Origin of the sequence: Delftia sp. WSY_10 (assembly GCF_043104705.1) — a bacterium.
In the GTDB taxonomy this organism is placed as follows: domain Bacteria; phylum Pseudomonadota; class Gammaproteobacteria; order Burkholderiales; family Burkholderiaceae_C; genus Comamonas; species Comamonas tsuruhatensis.
This window is the reverse complement of sequence record NZ_JBICKY010000015.1, coordinates 405,381-426,498: the sequence shown is the minus strand read 5'-3', so window position 1 is coordinate 426,498 and position 21,118 is coordinate 405,381. Positions and strand designations below refer to the sequence as shown.

Genomic DNA, 21,118 nt, shown 5'->3' with positions numbered 1-21,118 from the left:
TTCTCCGGGTTGGGGGGTGGTTGGGCCGTGGGGCTGTCGTCAAAAAGGGGTGGTCACGGCTGTTCGTGGGCTTGTACGGGGCCGTCCAGGATTTCCTGGGCACGCCCCGCGGCGATGAGTCCGAAGGCCTCGAACCGGCGCAGGCTGTCGGCCAGTTCGGGGTCGTCAAGATCGAGTTGCCGCGCCTGCTCGATGTCCTTGAGCAGCGAGCGCAGCGTGGCCGCGTTGAGCCGGTCGGCCTCGCCCGCCTCGGCACGGTCCACCACCGCCCACTCCAGCGCCGTGCGCTCGACCACGGTGAAGCGGCGGCGCAGGGCGTGGGGGGTGATGTGGCGGGAGGCGGGTTCGTTGGACGCTGCCTGGTCTTCAGGCAAGGCCTGCGCCACGTCTTCCCAGTGCGTGCCGGTCCAGCGGCGGCCGAGCACCGAGGTGTCGTAGCGGGGCAGGGGGAGCAGGTCGGGAGCGTTGAGCTCGGCGTGGGTTTCGGTGATGGCGAAGGCCACGCCGGCGGGGGTGAGCTGGGCGTAGTGGTGGGACATTACTTGAACTCCACCAGTTCCCAAGACATGGAGAACCCAGTTCCTGCTCCCGCCCACGGTGGAAGCGTGCAGTTCCCTTCAATTTGGGTGCCAGAAATCAAGGCAACATGTCCTCCGTTGAACATGCCTTCGGTGTTCCATTGGCGAACACCTGTGCTACCTAGATACGACAAGGCTGCTTTTGCGGGATTGACCGGTGAAATGCTGACAACCACCCTGCTAGTGCTTCCGCTACTAGCGGCGGGAATATCGATTCGACCCCTCTGAACGCTCTTGATGACAGTACTGCCGTTGACCTGGCTGCTCAGTTCCGCAACCGCGCTGCGTGCGGCCGCCAGGGAGCTGGTCAAGGCAGCAATCTCCGCCCGCGTCTTCACCAGATCGGCACTGATGACGGCATCCAGGCTCACGCGGGCACCTTTGCGCAAGCTGCGGTGTTGATGGAATCGACAGTGATGGTTTGTTTCATGCTGAAGTTCATGCAGCCAAGGCGGCCTGGTTGTCCTGGCAGGGCCTGACGCCGGCCGCCTGCAAGGCCGCTGGCGCTGTGCCCGGGTTGCATTGATGTTCTCGCGGCGGGGGCTTGGGCACCAGCGACCTTGGCTGTGCCGGAGGGCTGCACAGAGGCTTGCTTTTGCACCGGTTTTGGGGTGCAGATCAGAAACGGAAAAGCCCCGGCCGCCCAATAGGTGCCGGGGCTTTTGCAGGTGGGGATATCAGGGGCGTTCGCCGGGCTGGACGGGTGCCACGAGGATCTCGCTTGCGCGGCCTGGTGCGATCAGTTGCAGCTCCTCGATCAGCCGCACGCCGGTGGCTACGTCCGCATCGTCCAGGTCGATGAAGCCGGCCTGCTCCTGGTCCTTCAGGCAGGCGCGCAGCATGGCGGCATCCTTGCGCTGCTTCTCGCTGGTGTCGGCACGGTCCACGGCCGCCCATTCGATGGCCGAGCGTTCGGCCAGGGTGAAGCGGCGGCGCAGGGCCAGGGGGGTGATGTGGCGTGGGTCTGGATGCTGTGGCAAATCTGGCAGGATCGGCGGCTTCTCGTAGGGGTGTTCTATCCAGCCGTTGCCGGTCCACAGGCAGCGTGTGGTGCCGGGCTCTTCGGGCATGTCGGTGCATGATGGCGCCAGTGTGGTGCAGCGTTCACGCCAGGTTTGGTGCTCACCGACATACCAACCCCAGAGGTCATATTCATAGTGCATGGTAGGTCTCCATGGCATCTGGGTTGATTTCGTAGCGTGCGCCAGGGACGTTGGCGCTTGAGTTGAAGAACAGACCGGTTCCCCCCACCTTGGCATGTATTCCAGGCGGCGTCTCCGAGGAGCCGCTGGAACTTGGCGTGTAGAAGGAGGGCATTAGCCGGACGCGGGTTCCTTCCCTGATTTCAAGCAATACGAACCGGCCAAGATCGCCGGCCACCCCGTTGGTGAGGCGCGCACCTATGTACAGTGCGCCGTCATATATGGATGCTTTGTCGGAGCATTGGGCGATATAGCCATGGTGCCCGAAAATCATGCCAGTGGTGCCTGCTCTCCAGTTAATGCCGTCGTCCGAGATCACGGTTGAGATGGATCCACGCGCCACATCAAGTATCACGAAGCGTCCATCAATAACATAGGCTTGGCGAGCGGTAATAGAGCCATAGTTGCCTGGCAAATCTGTCAGCGCCTGGCTCAGATTGGCTGTAGCCTGCCAGCTGGTTCGCCCATCCTGACTGGCATAGGCGCGGTCACAGTAGTAGTCCAACACCAAGTAGCGGCTGCCGTTGAAAAGCATGTATTTCCACTGGCGAGATTCTGGAAGGGGAAGCGTCTCGCAGCCGCCCGTCACCGTAAACAGATAGTAATATTGGGAGGAGTTGAGACCAAACCCATAGGCACCCGCAGCTACGACATTGATTAATGTCGTTCCATTGAGGGCGGTAGGCCAGGTCAGGCCGTTGTCATTGGATATGCTGACTGTTTGGCGGTTGTTCCACCACAGCAAAATCGTTCTGCCGATATTAGAGATACTGGAGACGTTGCTGGCACTGGAGCGCAGTACCCATGTCTTGAGATCGGCAGAAGTGTAGACAGAAGCTCCCACGCTGCCATTGATCTGTGTCCCTGCATATATCTCGCCGTTATGGCAGACAGATTCCAAGAAGTAGTTCGGGCTGAAGGCTGGCAGCATCCGATAAGGACTGTCCCCACCCACCCGAATCCCCGGTGCAAATCGCTCCGGGCCTTTCCACACTGGCCGTGACCGCAATTGCAGCCCCATGTCCTTTTGCAGGCTCTGCGCCAAACGCCGCACTTCACTGTGCGTAATCACATCCAAGCTCATCCCTGCACCTCCGTCGCATTCACCCCGGACACCCGCCCCGTGGCGGCGTCGTAGGCATAGGTTTCCGTGCGCACGCGCCCGCGGTAGCTGGTCTGCTGCTGGGAGACGCGGCCGGCGCCGTCGTAGCTGACGGCGGTGGTGGCGCTGAAGCCGTTGACGCTGCGCGTGATGCTGCTGATGCGGCCTTGGGCGTCGTAGCCGAAGCTTTCGCTGGTGGCGCCGTTGGCCGGGCCCAGCGCGAGGTGCTCTGGGTTGAGCTTGACGTTGATGCCGGCCACACCGTTGACGCTGGCTACCTTGCCGGTGCTCAACGCCTGGGCAGCGGTCTCCAGCTGCTCTATGCGGTGTGCCACCACGTCCATGGCGTCCTGCACGCCCTGGGAACTGGCCTTGGTGTCGATGAGCTGGCGCGCTGCGGTCAGTGCCTGGTCCACGTCCTGCACCGCTTGGCGCAGCCGCAGCACGTCGTCCTCGAGCCGGTTGTCGGGGTGGGGCAGGGGCCAGCCCTGCGCTGTCTTGTCGTCGTGCAATGTCATATCACGATGGCTCGCAGGTTGGTGACCTGGGGACGGGCGCTATGGCTGCCCGTGAGGACCAGGCGGACACGCAGGCGCTCGGCGTTGATGCCGGCCAGGCGGTAGGTGATCTCCAGCACGCCGGCGGTCTGCGGGCTGGTGCTCAGGTAGGGGACGTTTACCCAGGTGCTGCTGCCCTCGGCCTGCATCTGCACGACCAGGGAGCTGCCAGCGGGCAGCACGGCCTCTGCCACTACGCTGAGCGTGGTGTTGCTGCCGGCGTTGATGGTGGGGCTGATGTAGTCGCCGGTGTTTTGCAGGCTGGCGGCGGCCAGTTGCATGCCGGGCAGCAGATGGGCTGCCAACTGGGTGTTGCCCGAGAGCTTGGCGCGCACGGCCACTTCGCCGTTGTAGCGGCTGGCCAGTTGCACGGGCTGGCCGGCTGCGGCCTCCAACGTGGTTCCATCCTCCAGTTGCATGGCGAAGACCACCTGCGAGTCGGCTGCCGGCAGCATGGCGCCGGCCTGCACCATGAGGTCGGTGGCGTCCTCCACGGTGACGCGGCCCAGCTCGACGGTGCGGGTGTTGGCCGTGTGTTCAGCCGCCAGCAGTTCGAAGGCGAGATCGCGCGTCTGGTGTGGCGTCCAGGTGCTGGCGTTGCTGCTGGACAGCAGCACGCCCACGCTGTAGGGCTGGCTGGTGACCCATTGCGCGCGGGCCTGGTCCCAGCCACCGAGTTCGGCCACGGCCACGGCGGTGGTCATGTCGTTGGTGAGGATGACAATGGCGTATTCGACGCCGGCCTCCAGCAGCTGCGGCGCCCATTGCGCAAGGGTGGGCTTTCCTGCGGCGACGTCGGCCCGGATCTGCTCCGGCTTGAGCACGCATTCGGAGATGACGCCGCGCGAGGGAACGCCGCCTGTGACTTCGCGCAGTTGCACCTGCACGTCCTCTTTGCCCGGAGTCGTGAACCACAGGCGTGTTCCGCAGACTTCGCGCGTGGTGCCCAGTGTGAAGGTCTGGGCCAGCGGATCCCAGCCGTTGGTCAACATGATGACGACCACCACCGAGGCCAGCGTACGGCTGCGCAGCGTGCCTTGACCGGTGAAGATGGTTTCTGCATGGCTGCCGCCTCGGCCTGTGAAGCGCACGGCCTTGGTGCCTGCGGGCACGCGAGCCGGGATCTTGAACTTGCCTTTCAGACCTTGTTCCGTGGCCACCAGCGTGCCGCCTGCCAAAGGCTCTGGCGTGACGGCGATGCCATCGAAGGTCACTGCCGTCAGCGTTTCGCCCACAGGGAAGTCGATCCAGAACTGCACCTCGATCTGGCGCAGGAACTCAATGTTCTTGGATGTGTCCGAGAGCACACGCTCGGACTCTCCGCTCCAGAAGCTTGCGATGATGGGATTGGCCCATGTGGTCTGCACCTCGGTCCAATAGTCCACGGCGGGCGTCAGCCTGGTGGAGCTGGGCAGCGGGTCGAAGGCCCCGTAGGGGTTGACCAGCATGGTGGTCGTGCGGCCCAACTGGCTGAGCACGGGCACAGCCTGGTAGGGCGTGGTCTGGGGTGAGGTGATGTCGGTGCCGATCTGGTGCAGCTGCACATTCAGCGGCAGGCGCAGATGGCCACCCAGGATATGGCCGGTCTGCGCACGGCCTGCATCCCGCAGGCTGTCATCCAGCATCGGATCCGCAAACAACCCCTTCTTGACCCCGCTGTGCCGCCCCGACACGTCCACCGACAGCCGCAGCTCGGCCAGGTCGGCGTAGATGGTCTGGATGTGGTCCTGGTAGGCCTTGAGGGTCTGCATGGGCACGACGCGCACGGCGTCCTGGTCCACGCGGCGGTTGCTGTCCCAGCTTTGGTAGACCGAGGCCAGGGCCAGGGTGCCGCTGGGTGCGGCCGGAACCTTGGGCGACCAGGCGGCGGGCACGCCGGGCACCCATTGCAGCTGGCCTTCGCTGTTGAGCACCAGGCGGTCGTAGCGGCGCAGCGCGTAGTGGTAGCTGACCAGTACCAGGGTGTCCTTGAGCGCGCCTTCCACGGTGAAGCCCGTGGAGTCCACGGCCGTGGGCGTGGCGTTGAGCATGTACTGGTAGGTGACCTGGTAGGTGCTGCCGGGAACGGGCTCGGCGCCCGAGGGGCTCCAGTCGATCTGGCCGCCCACCAGCTTCCAGTCCGTGCCCTGCATGTAGGTGGTGCCGGCCTGGACCACGCTGTCCACGGCCAGTACGGCGTTGTCGGGCAGCGGGTCGGCCGCGCCCGTGAAGCCGCCATGCGTGAGCGTGACGGTCTTGCGCGCCTGCACGCGCACCTGGGGCGTGCCGACAGCGGGCTGGCGGTCGAAGCGGATGCGCTGGGCGGCCGTGCCGGCCGAGGTGTGGGGCTCGCTGTCCACGAAGAACAGGTCGGGCTTGGCCTCGTAGACCAGGCGGCGGCTGGCACCCAGCTCCAGCGGATGGCCGTTGACGCGGGCGGCGCCCTCGCGCACGGTGTAGACCTGCTGGCCGGTGGCCAGGTCCTCGCCCATGATCACGTCCAGGCCGCGCACCACGTAGGTGCCGCCCGCGCTGTCGCGGTCATAGCGGGCCAGGGCCTGGGTGACGGCGTCGATGTTGGGCGGCGGCTCCTTGGGCATGACGGAGCCGTCGATGATGGTCCACACGGGATAGAACGTGCCGGCCGTGCCGTCGCCCTGCGCACCCCAGACCAGGGTGACGCGCTCGCGCAGCGCACCGGGCTCGCCATAGCCGCGCGTGCCGGCGGCGGGGTTGAGCAGTTCGGGGTCCTGCAGCTCGGTGACGGTATCGGTCTGCAGGTAGGCGCCCACGTAGACCGTGCCCACGGTGGCCACGGTGAGCGTGCCCGGCGTGATGCCGCGCACGGCGCCGGCCACGTAGAGCGCGCCGGCCTCGATGGTGGTGGCACCCGTGTCGGCGGAGGTGATGCACTGGCAGCCGCGGACGATGTCGCCCTCCTTGAACAGCACATCGGTGATGCCGCGCAGGCGGTGCTGCTGCATGCTCTGCAGCTCGTTGAGTTCGGCCGATTGCAGCACGCGGTCGGCCGCGAACTGCAGTCTGTCGTAGCGCTTGCCGGCGTCGAAGCGGTCGTAGATCTTGGTCTGGCTCATGGGGTGCCGTTCAGAAGGGGAGGATGATTTCTTCGACCTGGCGCACGCTGCCGCTGCGCAGGATCCGGGGGCGGCGCTCCAGCGTGTACAGCTCGCCCTTGCCGGTCAGCTGGCTGGCCAGCACCCAGCGCTGGCCGGGCGGCACGTCGGTGGCGACCTGGGTGCCGAAGAACACGCCCATCTCGCGCACGTCCTCGCCCTTGGCGTCGTCGAAGCCGAAGGCCGCGCGCAGGTAGACGAAGGTGGTGGGTGTGTCGCTGACGCTGTAGCGCGCGCCGCTGGGCAGCTCGATCTCGCCGTTGTCGTCGGGCCGCGCAAAGCGCACCTCGGTGACCAGGCGGCGGCCGATTTCGTCGACCAGGGCGTTGGCGGTGATGGGTTCGGGCTCGGGCGCGGCGTCCCAGGCGGGCAGGCCGCGGCCCCAGGCGATGTGGATGGTCTGGGCGGCGACGGCCTTGGCGAGGGCGATGCGGCCCGCTTGCTGCAGAACTGCCATGTTCAGGGTTCCTCGGGTTCTTCGGTGGTGGTGGTGCGGGTTTCGAAGGATCGGCGCCAGGGCGTGCTGTCCCAGCGTCCGGTCCAGGTACGGGTGTTGTCGTGCGGGCGCTCGGTGCTGGCCCAGGGGTGCAGGCTGGCCAGGGCCAGCGGAGCGGGCGCCGTCCAGGCGCTGTGGGTGGCCATGGCCTGCGCGGGAATGGGCCGCAGCGGCGCGTAGTAGGCGGGCTCGCCCGTGGTGGTGGCGTTGACTTCGGTGATGCCCAGGCTGGCGTCGATCAGGATCTCGCTGTCCAGCGTCCAGGCATCGAGCAGCATGCGGTCGGCATAGGTGGCGATGGTGGTGACGCGGAACAGCTGGGCCGTGAGCACGCCGTCCGAAGGCGGTGCCTCGGTGCCGGTGCGGCGGGGCAGGCCCTGGCTGAGCTTGACGGGTTCGCCATACGGCGACACATCGATCCAGGTGCCGCTGTCGTTGTCCAGCATGCCGGCGTCCAGGCCCGGGCCGTGGTCCAGCCGCAGCGGGCGCAGGTCGTGGCCGTGGAAGACGCGGTAAAAGCGCACGTGCGCCGGCAGGCTGGCGCGCACCACATGGGCCACGCTGGCCAGCTCTGCGTCGCCGATGATGCGTCCCAGGTCCAGGTGCAGCCAGGCACCATCCTCGTCGAGCTGCGCGCCGTCATAGCCCAGCCAGCCCAGCGCACGCTGCATGGACGCGGCCGTGCCGCGCTCGCGCAGCCAGGGCAGGCCGTTGGCGATGAGGGCGGGCACATCGTCGAAGTAGCGGTCGAACTGGGCGATGCCCCATTCGGCCGCCAGCCAGGGCAGAAAGGCCGCAGGCTCGCCATGGGCCGGCGCGGGAAAGGCGCCGGCCAGGCCATCCCAATTCGGGACGACCTGGTCCACGGCCTTCTCCAGCGCCGTGGCGTTGGGCGGCAGCACGTGGCGGCGGGGCGCCGTCGGGACGATGGCGGCGGTGCTCATGCCTGCAGGCCCTCGTCCACCAGCTGGACGCGGCCCAGCACCGGGTATTCGTCGGCGGCCAGCGGCGTGAGCTCGGCCGGGGCCTGGGCGTCGGGGTAGGTGACGCGGGCAATGCCGTCCACATGCAGGCGCGTGGTGATCCACGAGCGCGGCACATCGCGGCCCAGCAGCGCGTAGGCCGCAATCTGGGCGGCCAGGCCGGCCTGCAGGCGCGCCACGATGTCCACGGGCGCACCGGGCTCGCGCAGCAGGTGCGCCGTGATGTCGATGGGGTGCGGGCGCGCCAGCGATACCGACACGGGTACGCCCAGCGGCCGCGCGCCTGGCGCATTGAGGGCCGACAGCACGATGGCCAGGGTCTCTTCGGCCTGTGCGGGCTCGACCAGCCACAGCTGCACGCTCACGCGGCCGGGCTGGGGCTGCGTGGCGATGGCGCTGTGCACATTGGCGCTGGCCGTCATGGCCAGGTGCTCGTAGTGCTCTGCCGTTCCGCTGCCGGCCAGCGCGCGCACGCGCAGCAGGATGCGCTGGCGGTAGCGTTCGTCGCTTTCGCCGGGCAGTCGGGCCACGTCATAGAAGGCGCCCTTGTGATCCAGGTCCGAGCCCTGGGCGAACGCAATCAGGTGCGCACGCGCGGCATCGTTGACGCGCGCCCGGTACAGCAGCTCGCGATAGGCGTGCGCCTCCAGCAGCTTGTTGAGCGGCTCGCTCTCCAGCGCCAGGACCTCGGCGGCCTCGGGGTGGCGCGCCAGCAGATCGGCGCGGTGGGCGTCGAGGATGCGCTCGAAATCCAGCGTCTCGACGACGCCGGGCGGCGGCAGGGCGTCCAGTGCAGGGGTCATGTCTTGCTTCATGAAAGGGTGCGGGCGATGGGCATCTGCAGGCTCAGCGGGGCCGGGCGGCGCGTGTTGTTGAAGGTGCCGATCAGCGTCAGGTCGGCGCGCCCGGGTGCGGCCGGATCGCGCTCGATCACGATGCGCGTCAGCCGGATGCGCGGCTCCCAGCGCATCAGCGCGCTGGCCACGGCGGCGCGCAGGCGCGCCTGGGTGGCGTTGTTGTCGGGCTGGTCCAGCAGCGCCGGGACCAGCGATCCATAGTCGCGGCGCATCACGCGCGAGCCGATGGGCGTGGACAGGATGTCGGCCACGCTCTGGCGCAGATGCTCCATGCCCTCGATACGGCGGCCTGTATGGCGGTTCATAGCGGCCCCTGCGTGACGGCGTCGCCTGCCCTGACGCCGCCGTGTCGGTGGCGCAGCAGGCTGATGGGGCCGGTGGTCACATCGGGCGCGCCGGCCAGGCCCTGCGCATTGACGGTGGCCGAACCGCCGCCGGCCTGCAGGCTGATGCCTTGCTCGTCGATGCTGATCACCGAGTTGCCCACGCGCAGCGTGATGCCGTGGGCCACGTTGATGTTGAGACGGCCCGTGGTGCTGTCGTGCTCCATGAAATCGGTGGGGCTCCACTGCGTGTGGCATACCCCTTCGCGGTCGCTGGGCTGGGCTGCGGCGCTGCTGTAGATGCCGGTCAGCGCCACGGCGCCCAGCAGGTCGCCGCCGGGCGACAGCAGCACGCACTGCTCGCCCACGGCCGGTGGCCACCAGACGCTGGCGTTCTCGCCTGCGGCGCGCAGTGCCAGCCAGGGAATCCAGTTGGTGGTCAGGTTGCCGGTCTTGACGCGGCAGCGCGCAGGGCGTGCATGGCGGACTGCGGCGATGGTGCCGGTGCGGATCAGCCCCTCCAGGCGGCGGATGATCTCGTACGGGCTCTCGGTTTGTGCGACGGGCGAATCCATGGCGTTCATGGTGCCGGCCGGGCCCTTGCGTGTCGCCGTGTGCCGGGCGTGGCGCACGCTGCCACATGCAGCCCGGCATGCGGCCCGGCCACGCCTCAGCGCGGGTCGTAGTTCCACTCGGCCACCTTCTCGCCGAACAGGAACAGCTCCCACAACTGGCGCTGCGCAATGTCGAGCTGGCCTGGCGGCTCGGGCTTGTAGATCAGGTCGAAGGCACCGGGGCCGCCCTCGCGCGGGCGCGCCAGCACAGCCTCCACCAGGTCGATCTCGATCGCGAGCTGCTGCGGCTGAGAGGCGGCTGCAGGGTCCGTGGAAGGGGGCGCAATGTCGAAGCGGATCGCCTGCTCGCGCTTTTCGGCATGGTCGAACAGGTCGGGCTGGTGGCGCCGCGCCCAGACCAGCAGCGGCACGGTCACGGCATCGATGCTGCCGGTGAAGTCCGCAATCACCAGGCTCAGCGTGTAGCGGTATTCCCAGGAAAGGGACGGCGTGCCCGTGTTGACCACACGGCCCCTCTGGATGGTGAAACGGATGTTCCCCGGCGACTGTTGCAGCTGGGGCAGGGCAGCGACGAGCGCGTCGCGCAGGCTAGCGGGCTTGAGCATGGCGTGGGTCCGGGGTCATGGTGCTTGTCAGGGCGCTGGTCAGCGCGAGCCCGGCGTCGTAGGCGCGCTCGCAGGCGCTGCCTCGGTGGCGGGCGTCGTCAGCAATGCGCGCCAGCGCTCCCGCTCGCTCGTCAGCGCGGCGCTGCAGCTCGGCGAGCAGATCGAGGGCTGCGGTGTCTGGCGCGCACTGTCCGGCAGCGGCGCGAGCCTGGGCGGCGGCACGGTGGGCGGTGAGGTAGCTGGCGAGGTCGCCGCGCAGCCGGCCAGCAGCAGCGCGGGCAGCATCGGCATCCGCCGCAGCGCGCGCCAGGGCCAGGTCCGTGTCGCGTGCAAGAAAGTCGAGGCGTTCACGGTAGGCTCCTTCCCGTTGTCGATAGCGTTCGGATGCGTGCAGCGCGGCGGTGGCAGCGGCCTGGCGGTCGGTCGCCAGATCCGTGCGTGCCTGCGCCGCATCGCGCTCGGCACCCAGCCGCGCCAGCGACTGCCAGACCAGCAGTGCCGCCAGCAGCAGGGCCAGCAGCTGCCAGGCATGGGTTTGCAGGCGGTCCATCAAGGCTGGGCCTCCATGCAGGCCGCGTGGCGCGCCTGCTGGCGTGTCCACACGCCGCGGCACACCTTGTTGCCGGGTGCCGAGCAGTCAAAGCGCCAGCGCGTGGGCCGGCCTGCGCCATCCCATCGATAGGCGCTGAAGCCCTGCAAAGGCTGGCTGCTGGTCATGAATCGCCAGGACAGGTAGGACTGGCAGGCGCCGGCGTAGTCGCCAGCCCGTGTCCGGGCCAGCATCGAGGAGCCGCGCCAGGCCCCGCAGCCGTACTGGCCTGCGAAGTCCACCGCCTGGGCGAACTCGGCCGGGTGCACCTGCGTGTCACCCAGCGAATCGCGCACACAGGCGCCGTACTGCTGCTCCAGCAGGTTGATGGCCAGCTCGCGTGCCCGTTCGCGGGTGATGGGCGGGTCGGCCAGGGTCACGCGTGTGCCGTCCTCGTAGCGCGTGGCGCCGTGGCCGATGGTGGGCACATCGCCCTGCACGGGAATGATGGGCGCCGCACTGAAGCCTTCTGCGGCAATCCAGGCAGCAACGATGGCCGCGCCAATGCCCAGACCTGCCGCTGGCATGCGCGCTGTGCTCATGGGGCCACTCCGGTGTCTGTGGCGGTCGAAGACGCCTTCCTGCGCGCAGCGTCCTCGGCCTGGCGCGCGCGCCGGTCCTCGCGCTCATTGCGCCAGCGCCACAGCAGATACACGGCCTGCAGCAGCACGTAGACGATGGTCAGCGCGGTGGCGGTATGGGTCATGGTCCAGCCATTGGCCACGTTCGCGGCCACGACGGTGACGGGAGGCGCGGCCTTGGCGCCTTCCAGGGCGGCGGTCTTGACGATGGTTTCTCGGTCCATGTCAATCCCAGAAACTGATCAGGGGCAGGCTGGGGGCCTGGGCGGGTTCGGTCAGCTCGACGGCCAGGCCGGCGGGCAGATGGGGCCCGTGGGCCGACAGGCCCGGGTTGCGCTCCAGCGTGGCTTCCACCACGCCGCGCGTGGCGCCCAGCTGGCGCATGCACAGCTCGTCCAGCGTTTCGTATTCACGGGCAATGGCCTGCATTAGTCGCACTCCCTGTACCCATGGGTGGCGGTATGGGCAGGGGGCGATATCGCCTGATCCGGCGCAGGAATGGGAATGGGAATGGCAAGACTCACTGAGGCTCCTCGTGGGCCGGCCCGCATGGACCTGTTCCTGGTGCACCCGCCATGCATGTGGCTGCGGATGCCGGGAACGCCTCAGTCCACCGGATCACGGAGGCACCGGGCAGGCGGTATGCCGGGTCCGGCGCGCGGGCCGGGGTTGAATGCCATGTTTGCCCAGGGGCGCCAGCCGGGCAATCGCCGAAGCCTGTGCGCAAACCGGGCACACCATCGGCGTATCCGGTGCAGGAACGACAAGGCCCCGCAGGGCGGGGCCTTGTCGAGGCGAAGGTGGGCTGGGCTAGCTGCGCTTGCTGCCAATTGCCTGGCTGCGATGCAGATGGTCGGACAGGTCGCCCGCCGCCGCGCTGAGCTTGCGTGACACCGGCAGCAGCAATGCGGTAATGGCCGAGGCGTGCACGGCCGTGCCCCGGGCTGCAGCCAGCAGCTCGCAGATGGCGGCCACTTGCTCGCTGGCGCTTTCCACATCGTCCCTGACCGTCTCAATCTGGTGCTGCATCACGTCTTCTTTCTACTGTATGCACATACAGTATAGGTCGAATGGGCAGATGTTTCAATTTGAAGTGACCCTGTTTCATCTGCTGATTGAGGACGGCAAGCGGGGTTTTGATCAGGTCGTGTACATGTCGACCTGGGGTGTGCAGAGTGCACCTGGAGGCTTTTGAACGGCCCGCGCGAATCCCGCGCTGTGAAGACAAGTGATTGTTTTTGAATGGTTGACGACCCGCCCCCCGCGCACCACGCACCAACGCCGCTCAACTGCGGCGAACACTGCCCAAGCCCGCTTCCTGTAGGGACGGCCCGTTTGCAAACGGATTGGGGGATTCCCCGCAAGTGGGTGCGTCCGGAGGTTAAAACCGCCTCGTTTATAATGTCCGGCTTCGCTTACATCACGGGTTGAGCGAACCATGTGCGGTCCCCAGCGGCCAGGCGCATGTGATGTAAGCCCTTGAAATCTGAGGTGCCGCGCGGCCGACTGGCTTTGGCTCGCGTTGCACCGTGACTTTTGCGCAATACGGTGCGGGCTGTACAGCAGCCGGCACGGTCCAATCCCTCATAGGAACAAACATGGCCGTTACTGTTGAAACCCTTGAAAAGCTCGAGCGCAAGATCACGCTGAGCCTGCCCCTGAACTCCATCCAGAGCGAAGTCGAGAACCGCCTCAAGCAAGTGGCGCGCACCGTGAAGATGGACGGCTTCCGTCCCGGCAAGGTGCCGATGAGCGTGGTGGCCCAGCGTTATGGCTATTCGGTGCAGTATGAAGTGCTCAACGACAAGGTTGGCGAGGCTTTTGCACAGGCCGTCAACGAAGCCAAGCTGCGCGTGGCCGGCCAGCCCCGCATCTCCGAAAAGGAAGGCGCTCCCGAGGGCGAGGCACAGTTCGAAGCCATCTTCGAAGTGATGCCTGAAGTCAAGATCGGTGACCTGACCTCGGCCGAAGTCGAGAAGCTGACGGCCGAAGTGGACGACGCCGCCATCGACAAGACCGTGGACATCCTGCGCAAGCAGCGCCGCACCTTCGCGCAGCGCGCCCAGGCCGATGTGGCCGTGGACGGCGACCGCGTTACCGTGGACTTCGAAGGCAAGATCGACGGCGAGACCTTCTCCGGCGGCAAGGCCGAAGACTTCCAGTTCCTGGTCGGCGAAGGCCAGATGCTCAAGGAATTCGAAGACGCAGTGCGCGGCATGAAGGCCGGCGAGTCCAAGACCTTCCCCCTGGCTTTCCCCGCCGACTACCACGGCAAGGACGTGGCCGGCAAGACTGCCGACTTCCTGGTGACGGTCAAGAAGATCGAAGCCGCCAACCTGCCCGAAGTGGACGAGGCTTTTGCCAAGGCCCTGGGCGTGGCTGAAGGCACGGTCGAAGGCCTGCGCGCCGACATCAAGAAGAACCTGGAGCGTGAAGTCAAGTTCCGCGTCCAGGGCCGCAACAAGCAAGCCGTGATGGACGCCCTGGTGTCCAAGGCCGAGCTGGAACTGCCCAAGGCCTCGGTGCAGGCTGAAGTCGCACGTCTGCTGGAAGGCGCCCGCGCCGAGCTGCAGCAGCGCGGCATCAAGGACGCCGACAAGGCCGAGATCCCTGAAGACGTGTTCCTGCCCCAAGCCGAGCGCCGCGTGCGCCTGGGTCTGGTGGTGGCCGAGCTGGTGCGCGCCAACGAGCTGCACGCCACGCCCGAGCAGATCAAGGCCCACGTGGAAGAGCTGGCCGCCAGCTACGAAAAGCCCGAAGACGTGGCACGCTGGTACTTCGGCGACCGCCAACGCTTGGCTGAAGTCGAAGCCGTTGTCATCGAAAACAACGTGACCGAGTTCGTGCTGGGCAAGGCCAAGGTCTCCGACAAGGCCGTGTCCTTCGACGAACTGATGGGCCAGGCCTGAGGGTTTGAGCACCGCCTGCCTGCCGCTTCGTGAGATCGGCGGGCGGGTTGGCATCTGCGGGGCTTGTGCTTTGGCGCACAAGCCCCATTTTCTTTCCGGATACGGCTAAAGTAGCCCCCTAGTACTGGAGAAAACATGAGCGCATTGGAAACTCAGGGTTTGGGCATGATCCCAATGGTCATCGAACAGTCCGGCCGCGGAGAGCGGTCGTACGACATCTACTCGCGCCTGCTCAAGGACCGGGTGATCTTCCTGGTGGGCCCTGTCAATGACCAGACGGCCAACCTCGTCGTGGCCCAGCTGCTGTTCCTTGAAAGCGAAAACCCCGACAAGGACATTTCGTTCTACATCAACAGCCCCGGCGGCTCCGTAAGCGCCGGCCTGGCCATCTTCGACACGATGAACTTCATCAAGCCCGATGTGTCCACGCTGTGCACCGGCATTGCAGCCAGCATGGGTGCCTTCCTGCTGGCCGCTGGCACCAAGGGCAAGCGCTTTGCGCTGCCCAATTCCCAGGTCATGATCCACCAGCCGCTGGGCGGCATGCAGGGCCAGGCCACCGAGATCGAGATCCACGCCCGCGAGATCCTCAAGACCCGCGAGCGCCTGAACAAGATCCTGGCCGAGCGCACGGGCCAACCGCTGGAAAAGATCCAGCACGACACCGAGCGCGACTACTTCCTGTCCGCCGACGAAGCCAAGGACTACGGCCTGGTCGATCAGGTGATCAACAAGCGCTCCTGAAGCCCGGAGGCTGTATGAGAATGGGCGGCGTTTTCCCCCTACGGAAAACGCCGCTTTCCATTTGGTTATCATCCTTTTCCATATTTCTGTAACAAGGCACCGACCCCATGGCCGAGAAAAAAGGCTCCTCCAGCGAAAAAAACCTTTATTGCACCTTCTGCGGCAAGAGCCAGCATGAGGTCAAGAAGCTGATCGCGGGTCCGTCAGTCTTTATCTGCGACGAGTGCATCGATCTCTGCAACGAGATCATCCGCGACGAGCAGCCCAGCACCGAGGCCAAGGACGGCCGAGGCGACCTGCCCACGCCCGCCGAAATCAAGGCCAACCTGGACAACTACGTGATCGGCCAGGACCTGCCCAAGCGCACGCTGGCTGTCGCCGTATACAACCACTACAAGCGCCTGCGTCACAAGGACAAGGCTGGCAAGGACGAGATTGAGCTGGCCAAGAGCAACATCCTGCTCATCGGTCCCACGGGCTCCGGCAAGACGCTGCTGGCGCAGACGCTGGCGCGCATGCTCAACGTTCCCTTCGTCATGGCCGATGCCACCACGCTGACCGAGGCCGGCTACGTGGGCGAGGACGTCGAGAACATCATCCAGAAGCTGCTGCAAAGCTGCGAATACGACGTCGAGCGTGCGCAGCGCGGCATCGTCTACATCGACGAGATCGACAAGATCTCGCGCAAGTCCGACAACCCCAGCATCACGCGTGACGTGTCGGGCGAGGGCGTGCAGCAGGCCCTGCTCAAGCTCATCGAAGGCACCATGGCCAGCGTTCCCCCGCAAGGCGGCCGCAAGCATCCGAACCAGGACTTCCTGCAGATCGACACGACCAACATCCTGTTCATCTGCGGTGGCGCGTTCGCGGGCCTGGAGAAGGTCATCGAGAACCGCACCGAGGCGTCGGGCATCGGCTTTGGCGCCACGGTCAAGAGCAAGAAGCAGCGCTCCATCTCGGAAGTGTTCCAGGAGATCGAGCCTGAAGACCTGATCAAGTTCGGCATCATCCCCGAGCTGGTGGGGCGCATGCCCGTGGTCACGGCCCTGGCCGAACTGGGCGAAGACGCCCTGGTGCAGATCCTGACCGAGCCCAAGAACGCCCTGGTCAAGCAGTACAGCAAGCTGCTGGCCATGGAAGGCGTGGAGCTGGAGATCCGGCCCGCCGCGCTCAAGGCCATCGCCCGCAAGGCGCTGGCGCGCAAGACGGGTGCGCGTGGCCTGCGCTCCATCCTGGAGCAATCGCTGATCGGCACCATGTACGAACTGCCCAATGCCGACAATGTCGAGAAGGTGGTGGTGGACGAGTCCACCATCGAAGACGGAAAAGCACCGCTGCTGGTTTACCGCGAGGCGGCCAAGAAAGCCTGATGCGCCGCTGCCTGCAAAGGTCCGGCAGCGCAAGTCCCTGTGGCCCGAAATCCTTTCGGGCTGCGGGGTTGAAATACACCGGTGGGCGGACCATCTTCCGCTGACAAACCGAGGATTCCCATGTCAGGACATACCCCTTTGCCTTCCACCCCCCTAGACCTGGCGCTGCTGCCGCTGCGCGATGTGGTCGTGTTCCCCCACATGGTGATTCCGCTGTTCGTGGGCCGCGCCAAGAGCATCAAGGCGCTGGAGCTGGCCATGGAGGGCGACCGCCGCATCATGCTGGTGGCCCAGAAGACCGCCTCCAAGGACGAACCCACGGCGGCCGACATGTTCGACGTCGGCTGCGTCTCCACCATCCTGCAGATGCTCAAGCTGCCCGACGGCACGGTCAAGGTGCTGGTCGAAGGCCAGCAGCGCGCGCTGGTCAAGCAGGTCATGGATGAAGAGACCCACTTCGTGGGCTCCGTCGTGCCCGTGGCGCCCGAGGCCGAAACCCACAAGCCCAGCGAGATCGAAGCCCTGCGCCGCGCCGTGACGCAGCAGTTCGACCAGTACGTCAAGCTCAACAAGAAGATCCCGCCCGAGATCCTCACCTCCATCGCCAGCATCGATGATGCCGGCCGCCTGGCCGACACCATCGCCGCGCACCTGCCGCTCAAGCTCGAGAACAAGCAGGCCGTGCTCGACCTGGTGGACATCAAGGAGCGCCTGGAAAACCTGTTCGAGCAGCTGGACCGGGAGGTCGACATCCTCAATGTCGACAAGCGCATCCGTGGTCGCGTCAAGCGCCAGATGGAAAAGAACCAGCGCGACTTCTATTTGAACGAGCAGGTCAAGGCCATCCAGAAGGAGCTGGGCGAGGGCGAGGACGGCGCCGACATCGAAGAGATCGAAAAGAAGATCAAGCTCGCTCGCATGCCTGCCGAGGCGCGCAAGAAGGCCGAGGCCGAGCTCAAGAAGCTCAAGCTCATGTCGCCCATGTCGGCCGAAGCCACCGTGGTGCGCAACTACATCGATGTGCTCACGGGCCTGCCCTGGAGCAAGAAGACCAAGATCAAGCACGACCTGGCCAATGCCGAGGAGGTGCTCAATGCCGACCACTTCGGCCTTGAAAAGGTCAAGGACCGCATCCTTGAATATCTTGCCGTGCAGCAACGCGTGGACAAGGTCAAGGCGCCCATCCTGTGCCTGGTCGGTCCTCCGGGCGTGGGCAAGACCTCGCTGGGCCAGTCCATCGCCAAGGCCACGGGCCGCAAGTACGTCCGCATGGCGCTGGGCGGCATGCGTGACGAGGCGGAAATCCGCGGCCACCGCCGCACCTACATCGGCGCCATGCCGGGCAAGGTGCTGCAAAGCCTGGACAAGGTCGGCACGCGCAACCCGCTGTTCCTCCTGGACGAAATCGACAAGCTCGGCATGGACTTCCGTGGCGATCCGTCGAGCGCCCTGCTGGAAGTGCTGGACCCCGAGCAGAACCACACCTTCGGCGATCACTACGTCGAAGTGGACTTCGACCTCAGCGACGTGATGTTCGTGGCGACCTCCAACTCCATGAATATCCCGCCCGCGCTGCTGGACCGCATGGAAGTGATCCGCCTGTCGGGTTACACCGAGGACGAAAAGGTCAACATCGCCATCCGCTACCTGCTGCCCAAGCAGATCACCAACAACGGTGTGAAGGAAGGCGAGATGCGGGTGGAGGAATCCGCCATCCGCGACATCGTGCGCTACTACACTCGAGAGGCCGGCGTGCGTTCGCTGGAGCGCGAGCTGTCCAAGATCTGCCGCAAGGTCGTCAAGGGCCTGCAGCTCAAGAAGCTGGAGCCCACCGTCGTCGTCACTGCCGACAACCTGCCTGACTACCTGGGTGTTCGCAAGTACACCTATGGCCGTGCCGAACTGAACAACCAGATCGGCCAGGTCGTGGGTCTTGCCTGGACCGAGGTCGGCGGCGATCTGCTGACCATCGAGGCCGCCATCATGCCCGGCAAGGGCGTGATCTCGCGCACCGGCTCGCTGGGCGACGTGATGAAGGAATCGGTCGAAGCCGCGCGTACCGTGGTGCGCAGCCGCTCGCGCATGCTGGGCATCAAGGACGAGGCCTTCGAGAAGAAGGACATCCACGTGCACGTGCCCGATGGCGCCACCCCCAAGGACGGCCCCAGCGCGGGTGCAGCCATGACGACGGCCTTCGTCTCTGCGCTGACGGGTATCCCGGTGCGTGCCGATGTCGCCATGACTGGTGAAATCACGCTGCGCGGTGAGGTCACCGCCATCGGCGGCCTCAAGGAAAAGCTGCTGGCGGCCCTGCGTGGCGGCATCAAGACGGTGCTGATTCCCGAAGAGAACGTCAAGGACCTCCAGGAGATCCCCGACAACGTCAAGAGCGGCCTGGAAATCATTCCCGTCAAGTGGATCGACCAGGTCCTCAAGGTGGCGCTGGAACGTGTGCCAGAGCCTCTGTCCGACGAGGAGGCCGCCGCCGTGGCCCCGGCGGAAACCAAGGCTGTGGAGCCTGCAGTCAAGCACTGAAGATGAAAAAATGTAGCGTTTTTCCTGAACCCTCCAAGAACTACGCTACAATTCATCCCATCGCAGCAAACGACGTTGTAGAATGTCAGGCTTCGATAGAAATGCGGGAATAGCTCAGTTGGTAGAGCGCAACCTTGCCAAGGTTGAGGTCGACGGTTCGAACCCGTTTTCCCGCTCCAGATTTTGAACATGCTTTCGGGTGTGTTCGGTTCTGGTGGCGGTTGGCTGCCAGAATGGATGATTCAAGCGGGAATAGCTCAGTTGGTAGAGCGCAACCTTGCCAAGGTTGAGGTCGACGGTTCGAACCCGTTTTCCCGCTCCAGTTTTGAATGTGCCTTGTGTACGTTCGATTCAGGTGACGGGTAGTTGCTTGAATGTTTGCGGGAATAGCTCAGTTGGTAGAGCGCAACCTTGCCAAGGTTGAGGTCGACGGTTCGAACCCGTTTTCCCGCTCCAGTTTTTAAAAACTGCAGCAATGCTGTAGTTGTTTGATAGTGATCTTGGCGCGATAGCAAAGCGGTTATGCCCCGGATTGCAAATCCGGTTAGACCAGTTCGACTCTGGTTCGCGCCTCCAAAAATTCATTGCGAAAACAGTTCAAAAGGCCCTTCGGGGCCTTTTTCTTTTTCTGCGTCAGGATCATTGCTTGTCCTTGCTGTCTGGTTCGAGCCAGCCCCGTGCCCGGTCAAGCTCCATCTCTCCCTCTCTCTAAAGTTTCGGCACTCTGCGAGTGGTTCAGGGCTTGTTCTTCTGTGACATGAAGAGAATTCCATTCTGTAATTCATTGCCAGTTCGGTGAATTATTTTGTTTCCAATTGTTCTGCCTGGATCCTCGCCGCGAGCGTGCTTATTGGAAGTTGATTGGAAAATTGCAAAAAAGTGCAAATGGCTTGCCATTGGCGGTGGATTCAATTGGCCGGTCGTGGATATGATGCGCGCTTCATTCATCGGGAGGGATTATGAAGATCAAGCTATTGACGGCGATTGTTGCCAGCGGCGTGGTGCTGGCGGGTTGTAAAACCATGGAGTCCGCTGATGTGGGCGGGCTGCTGGATTCAGGCTCCACGGCCATGAAGGCCATGACGCTCACGGATGACGATGTGGTCACGCTGTCCAACGACTCCTGCGCGGCCATGGATGCGCAGAACAAGGTGGCCGATGCCAAGAGCAAGTACACGGTGCGGCTGAACAAGGTCATTGCCAGCATGCCGCAGGCCGTCAATGGGAAAAAAGCCGTCTACAAGGTCTATATGACGCAGGACGTGAATGCCTGGGCCATGGCCAATGGCTGCATTCGCGTCTACAGCGGCCTGATGGATCTGATGAACGACGATGAATTGCGTGGCGTGATTGGCCATGAGATCGGGCATGTGGCGCTGGGTCATAGCAAGAAGCGCATGCAAACGGCCTATGCGGCATCGGCTGCGCGCTCGATTGCAGCCAATAGCGGCAATTCGGCGCTGGCCTCGCTGTCGCGCTCGCAGGCCGGAGATCTGGGTGAGAAGTTCATCAACGCCCAGTTCTCCCAGTCCCAGGAGTCGGCGGCTGATGACTATTCCTTTGACCTGCTCACGGAAAAGAAGATGAGTCGCCAGGGCCTGGTCACATCGTTCCAGAAGCTGGCCAAGCTCAGCGGTGGCAGTGGCGGCAGCTCCATCCTGAGCTCTCACCCCCCGTCTGAACAGCGCGCCAAGCGCATGCAGGACCGCATCGACGGCAAGTAAGCGACGGCATGGAGCGGGCTGCTGTGCGGGTGGGCATTGATCCGCTTCGACGTGGATTTTTTCCGGACTTGGTCCGGAGTGCCGGAAATCTGCGCTAGAATTCAAGTCTGCTCTGTGAGGCGCACAGCTTGACAGATATGCGGGAATAGCTCAGTTGGTAGAGCGCAACCTTGCCAAGGTTGAGGTCGACGGTTCGAACCCGTTTTCCCGCTCCAATTCAGAAAAAAGGGAAGCGGTAACGCTTCCCTTTTTCGTTGGTGCTGCAGTTCGCAGGC

General features: G+C 65.0%; 22 protein-coding genes and 5 tRNA genes. 10 read left to right on the top strand and 17 right to left on the bottom strand.

Features of this window, described 5'->3' with window-relative positions:
- Positions 1-53: 53 nt before the first annotated feature.
- The 17 genes from ACF8ML_RS08390 to ACF8ML_RS08310 all read right to left on the bottom strand — a co-directional run bounded on the left by ACF8ML_RS08390 (position 54) and on the right by ACF8ML_RS08310 (position 12,590).
- On the bottom strand, positions 54-539 hold the full coding sequence (locus tag ACF8ML_RS08390; RefSeq protein WP_392406932.1) for a hypothetical protein: 486 nt from the start codon (positions 537-539) through the stop codon (positions 54-56).
- Entirely contained in the window at positions 539-949 is a 411-nt protein-coding gene (locus ACF8ML_RS08385; RefSeq protein WP_155524763.1) for a hypothetical protein, read from the bottom strand. Before ACF8ML_RS08385 ends, ACF8ML_RS08390 begins: the two co-directional genes overlap by 1 nt.
- Before the next feature lie 306 nt (positions 950-1,255).
- Positions 1,256-1,741: a hypothetical protein gene (locus ACF8ML_RS08380; RefSeq protein WP_392406930.1), complete on the bottom strand. Its 486-nt coding sequence runs from the start codon at positions 1,739-1,741 to the stop codon at positions 1,256-1,258.
- Positions 1,731-2,864, bottom strand: a complete 1,134-nt coding sequence (locus tag ACF8ML_RS08375) for a hypothetical protein (protein WP_392406928.1) — start codon at positions 2,862-2,864, stop codon at positions 1,731-1,733. The genes ACF8ML_RS08380 and ACF8ML_RS08375 overlap by 11 nt, the downstream gene beginning before the upstream one ends.
- The gene (locus ACF8ML_RS08370; protein WP_343740059.1) at positions 2,861-3,400 is read right to left on the bottom strand and encodes a hypothetical protein; all 540 of its coding nucleotides are present in this window, start codon (positions 3,398-3,400) and stop codon (positions 2,861-2,863) included. The genes ACF8ML_RS08375 and ACF8ML_RS08370 overlap by 4 nt, the downstream gene beginning before the upstream one ends.
- The gene (locus ACF8ML_RS08365) at positions 3,397-6,513 is read right to left on the bottom strand and encodes a DUF4815 domain-containing protein (RefSeq protein WP_392406926.1); all 3,117 of its coding nucleotides are present in this window, start codon (positions 6,511-6,513) and stop codon (positions 3,397-3,399) included. The genes ACF8ML_RS08370 and ACF8ML_RS08365 overlap by 4 nt, the downstream gene beginning before the upstream one ends.
- A 10-nt stretch (positions 6,514-6,523) precedes the next feature.
- Positions 6,524-7,009 carry a hypothetical protein gene (locus tag ACF8ML_RS08360; protein WP_012204516.1) on the bottom strand — a complete coding sequence of 162 codons (486 nt, stop codon included), beginning with the start codon at positions 7,007-7,009 and terminating at the stop codon, positions 6,524-6,526.
- Between the two features lie 2 nt (positions 7,010-7,011).
- Positions 7,012-7,992, bottom strand: coding sequence for a phage tail protein (locus ACF8ML_RS08355; protein WP_141833969.1), 981 nt, complete (start codon positions 7,990-7,992; stop codon positions 7,012-7,014).
- A complete protein-coding gene (locus tag ACF8ML_RS08350; RefSeq protein WP_224986493.1) occupies positions 7,989-8,834 on the bottom strand; it encodes a baseplate J/gp47 family protein in 846 nt (281 codons plus the stop codon). The genes ACF8ML_RS08355 and ACF8ML_RS08350 overlap by 4 nt, the downstream gene beginning before the upstream one ends.
- An 8-nt stretch (positions 8,835-8,842) precedes the next feature.
- Positions 8,843-9,193 carry a GPW/gp25 family protein gene (locus ACF8ML_RS08345; RefSeq protein ID WP_016445079.1) on the bottom strand — a complete coding sequence of 117 codons (351 nt, stop codon included), beginning with the start codon at positions 9,191-9,193 and terminating at the stop codon, positions 8,843-8,845.
- Positions 9,190-9,786 (bottom strand): phage baseplate assembly protein V, encoded by a 597-nt coding sequence (locus ACF8ML_RS08340; RefSeq protein WP_235434622.1) that lies wholly within the window; start codon positions 9,784-9,786, stop codon positions 9,190-9,192. Before ACF8ML_RS08340 ends, ACF8ML_RS08345 begins: the two co-directional genes overlap by 4 nt.
- A 95-nt stretch (positions 9,787-9,881) precedes the next feature.
- Complete coding sequence (locus ACF8ML_RS08335) at positions 9,882-10,391, bottom strand: phage tail protein (protein WP_392406923.1); 510 nt, start codon at positions 10,389-10,391, stop codon at positions 9,882-9,884.
- Positions 10,375-10,941 (bottom strand): DUF2514 family protein, encoded by a 567-nt coding sequence (locus ACF8ML_RS08330; protein ID WP_392406996.1) that lies wholly within the window; start codon positions 10,939-10,941, stop codon positions 10,375-10,377. The genes ACF8ML_RS08335 and ACF8ML_RS08330 overlap by 17 nt, the downstream gene beginning before the upstream one ends.
- Complete coding sequence (locus tag ACF8ML_RS08325) at positions 10,941-11,522, bottom strand: glycoside hydrolase family protein (RefSeq protein ID WP_392406921.1); 582 nt, start codon at positions 11,520-11,522, stop codon at positions 10,941-10,943. Before ACF8ML_RS08325 ends, ACF8ML_RS08330 begins: the two co-directional genes overlap by 1 nt.
- Complete coding sequence (locus ACF8ML_RS08320) at positions 11,519-11,785, bottom strand: hypothetical protein (protein ID WP_392406920.1); 267 nt, start codon at positions 11,783-11,785, stop codon at positions 11,519-11,521. The genes ACF8ML_RS08325 and ACF8ML_RS08320 overlap by 4 nt, the downstream gene beginning before the upstream one ends.
- Position 11,786: 1 nt before the next feature.
- Entirely contained in the window at positions 11,787-11,990 is a 204-nt protein-coding gene (locus ACF8ML_RS08315; RefSeq protein ID WP_016445085.1) for a tail protein X, read from the bottom strand.
- A 381-nt stretch (positions 11,991-12,371) separates the two neighbouring features.
- Positions 12,372-12,590 carry a hypothetical protein gene (locus tag ACF8ML_RS08310; RefSeq protein ID WP_016445086.1) on the bottom strand — a complete coding sequence of 73 codons (219 nt, stop codon included), beginning with the start codon at positions 12,588-12,590 and terminating at the stop codon, positions 12,372-12,374.
- 569 nt (positions 12,591-13,159) lie between these two features.
- On the opposite strand from ACF8ML_RS08310, the gene tig reads away from it, so the two are divergent.
- From tig to ACF8ML_RS08260, 10 genes are all read left to right on the top strand, one after another.
- The gene (gene tig, locus ACF8ML_RS08305; RefSeq protein ID WP_016445087.1) at positions 13,160-14,470 is read left to right on the top strand and encodes a trigger factor; all 1,311 of its coding nucleotides are present in this window, start codon (positions 13,160-13,162) and stop codon (positions 14,468-14,470) included.
- Positions 14,471-14,605: 135 nt separating this feature from the next.
- On the top strand, positions 14,606-15,214 hold the full coding sequence (gene clpP / locus ACF8ML_RS08300; protein WP_016445088.1) for an ATP-dependent Clp endopeptidase proteolytic subunit ClpP: 609 nt from the start codon (positions 14,606-14,608) through the stop codon (positions 15,212-15,214).
- Between the two features lie 107 nt (positions 15,215-15,321).
- Positions 15,322-16,584: an ATP-dependent Clp protease ATP-binding subunit ClpX gene (gene clpX, locus ACF8ML_RS08295; RefSeq protein ID WP_012204530.1), complete on the top strand. Its 1,263-nt coding sequence runs from the start codon at positions 15,322-15,324 to the stop codon at positions 16,582-16,584.
- Positions 16,585-16,704: 120 nt separating this feature from the next.
- The gene (gene lon / locus ACF8ML_RS08290) at positions 16,705-19,119 is read left to right on the top strand and encodes an endopeptidase La (RefSeq protein WP_016445089.1); all 2,415 of its coding nucleotides are present in this window, start codon (positions 16,705-16,707) and stop codon (positions 19,117-19,119) included.
- Between the two features lie 103 nt (positions 19,120-19,222).
- Positions 19,223-19,298: transfer RNA gene (locus ACF8ML_RS08285), tRNA-Gly, on the top strand.
- Positions 19,299-19,365: 67 nt separating this feature from the next.
- Positions 19,366-19,441 (top strand) — tRNA-Gly (locus ACF8ML_RS08280).
- Positions 19,442-19,499: 58 nt separating this feature from the next.
- Positions 19,500-19,575, top strand: a tRNA-Gly gene (locus ACF8ML_RS08275).
- A gap of 46 nt (positions 19,576-19,621) precedes the next feature.
- Positions 19,622-19,695: transfer RNA gene (locus tag ACF8ML_RS08270), tRNA-Cys, on the top strand.
- Between the two features lie 383 nt (positions 19,696-20,078).
- Positions 20,079-20,843, top strand: coding sequence for a M48 family metalloprotease (locus ACF8ML_RS08265; RefSeq protein WP_016445158.1), 765 nt, complete (start codon positions 20,079-20,081; stop codon positions 20,841-20,843).
- Between the two features lie 139 nt (positions 20,844-20,982).
- Positions 20,983-21,058 (top strand) — tRNA-Gly (locus ACF8ML_RS08260).
- Positions 21,059-21,118 lie beyond the last annotated feature (60 nt).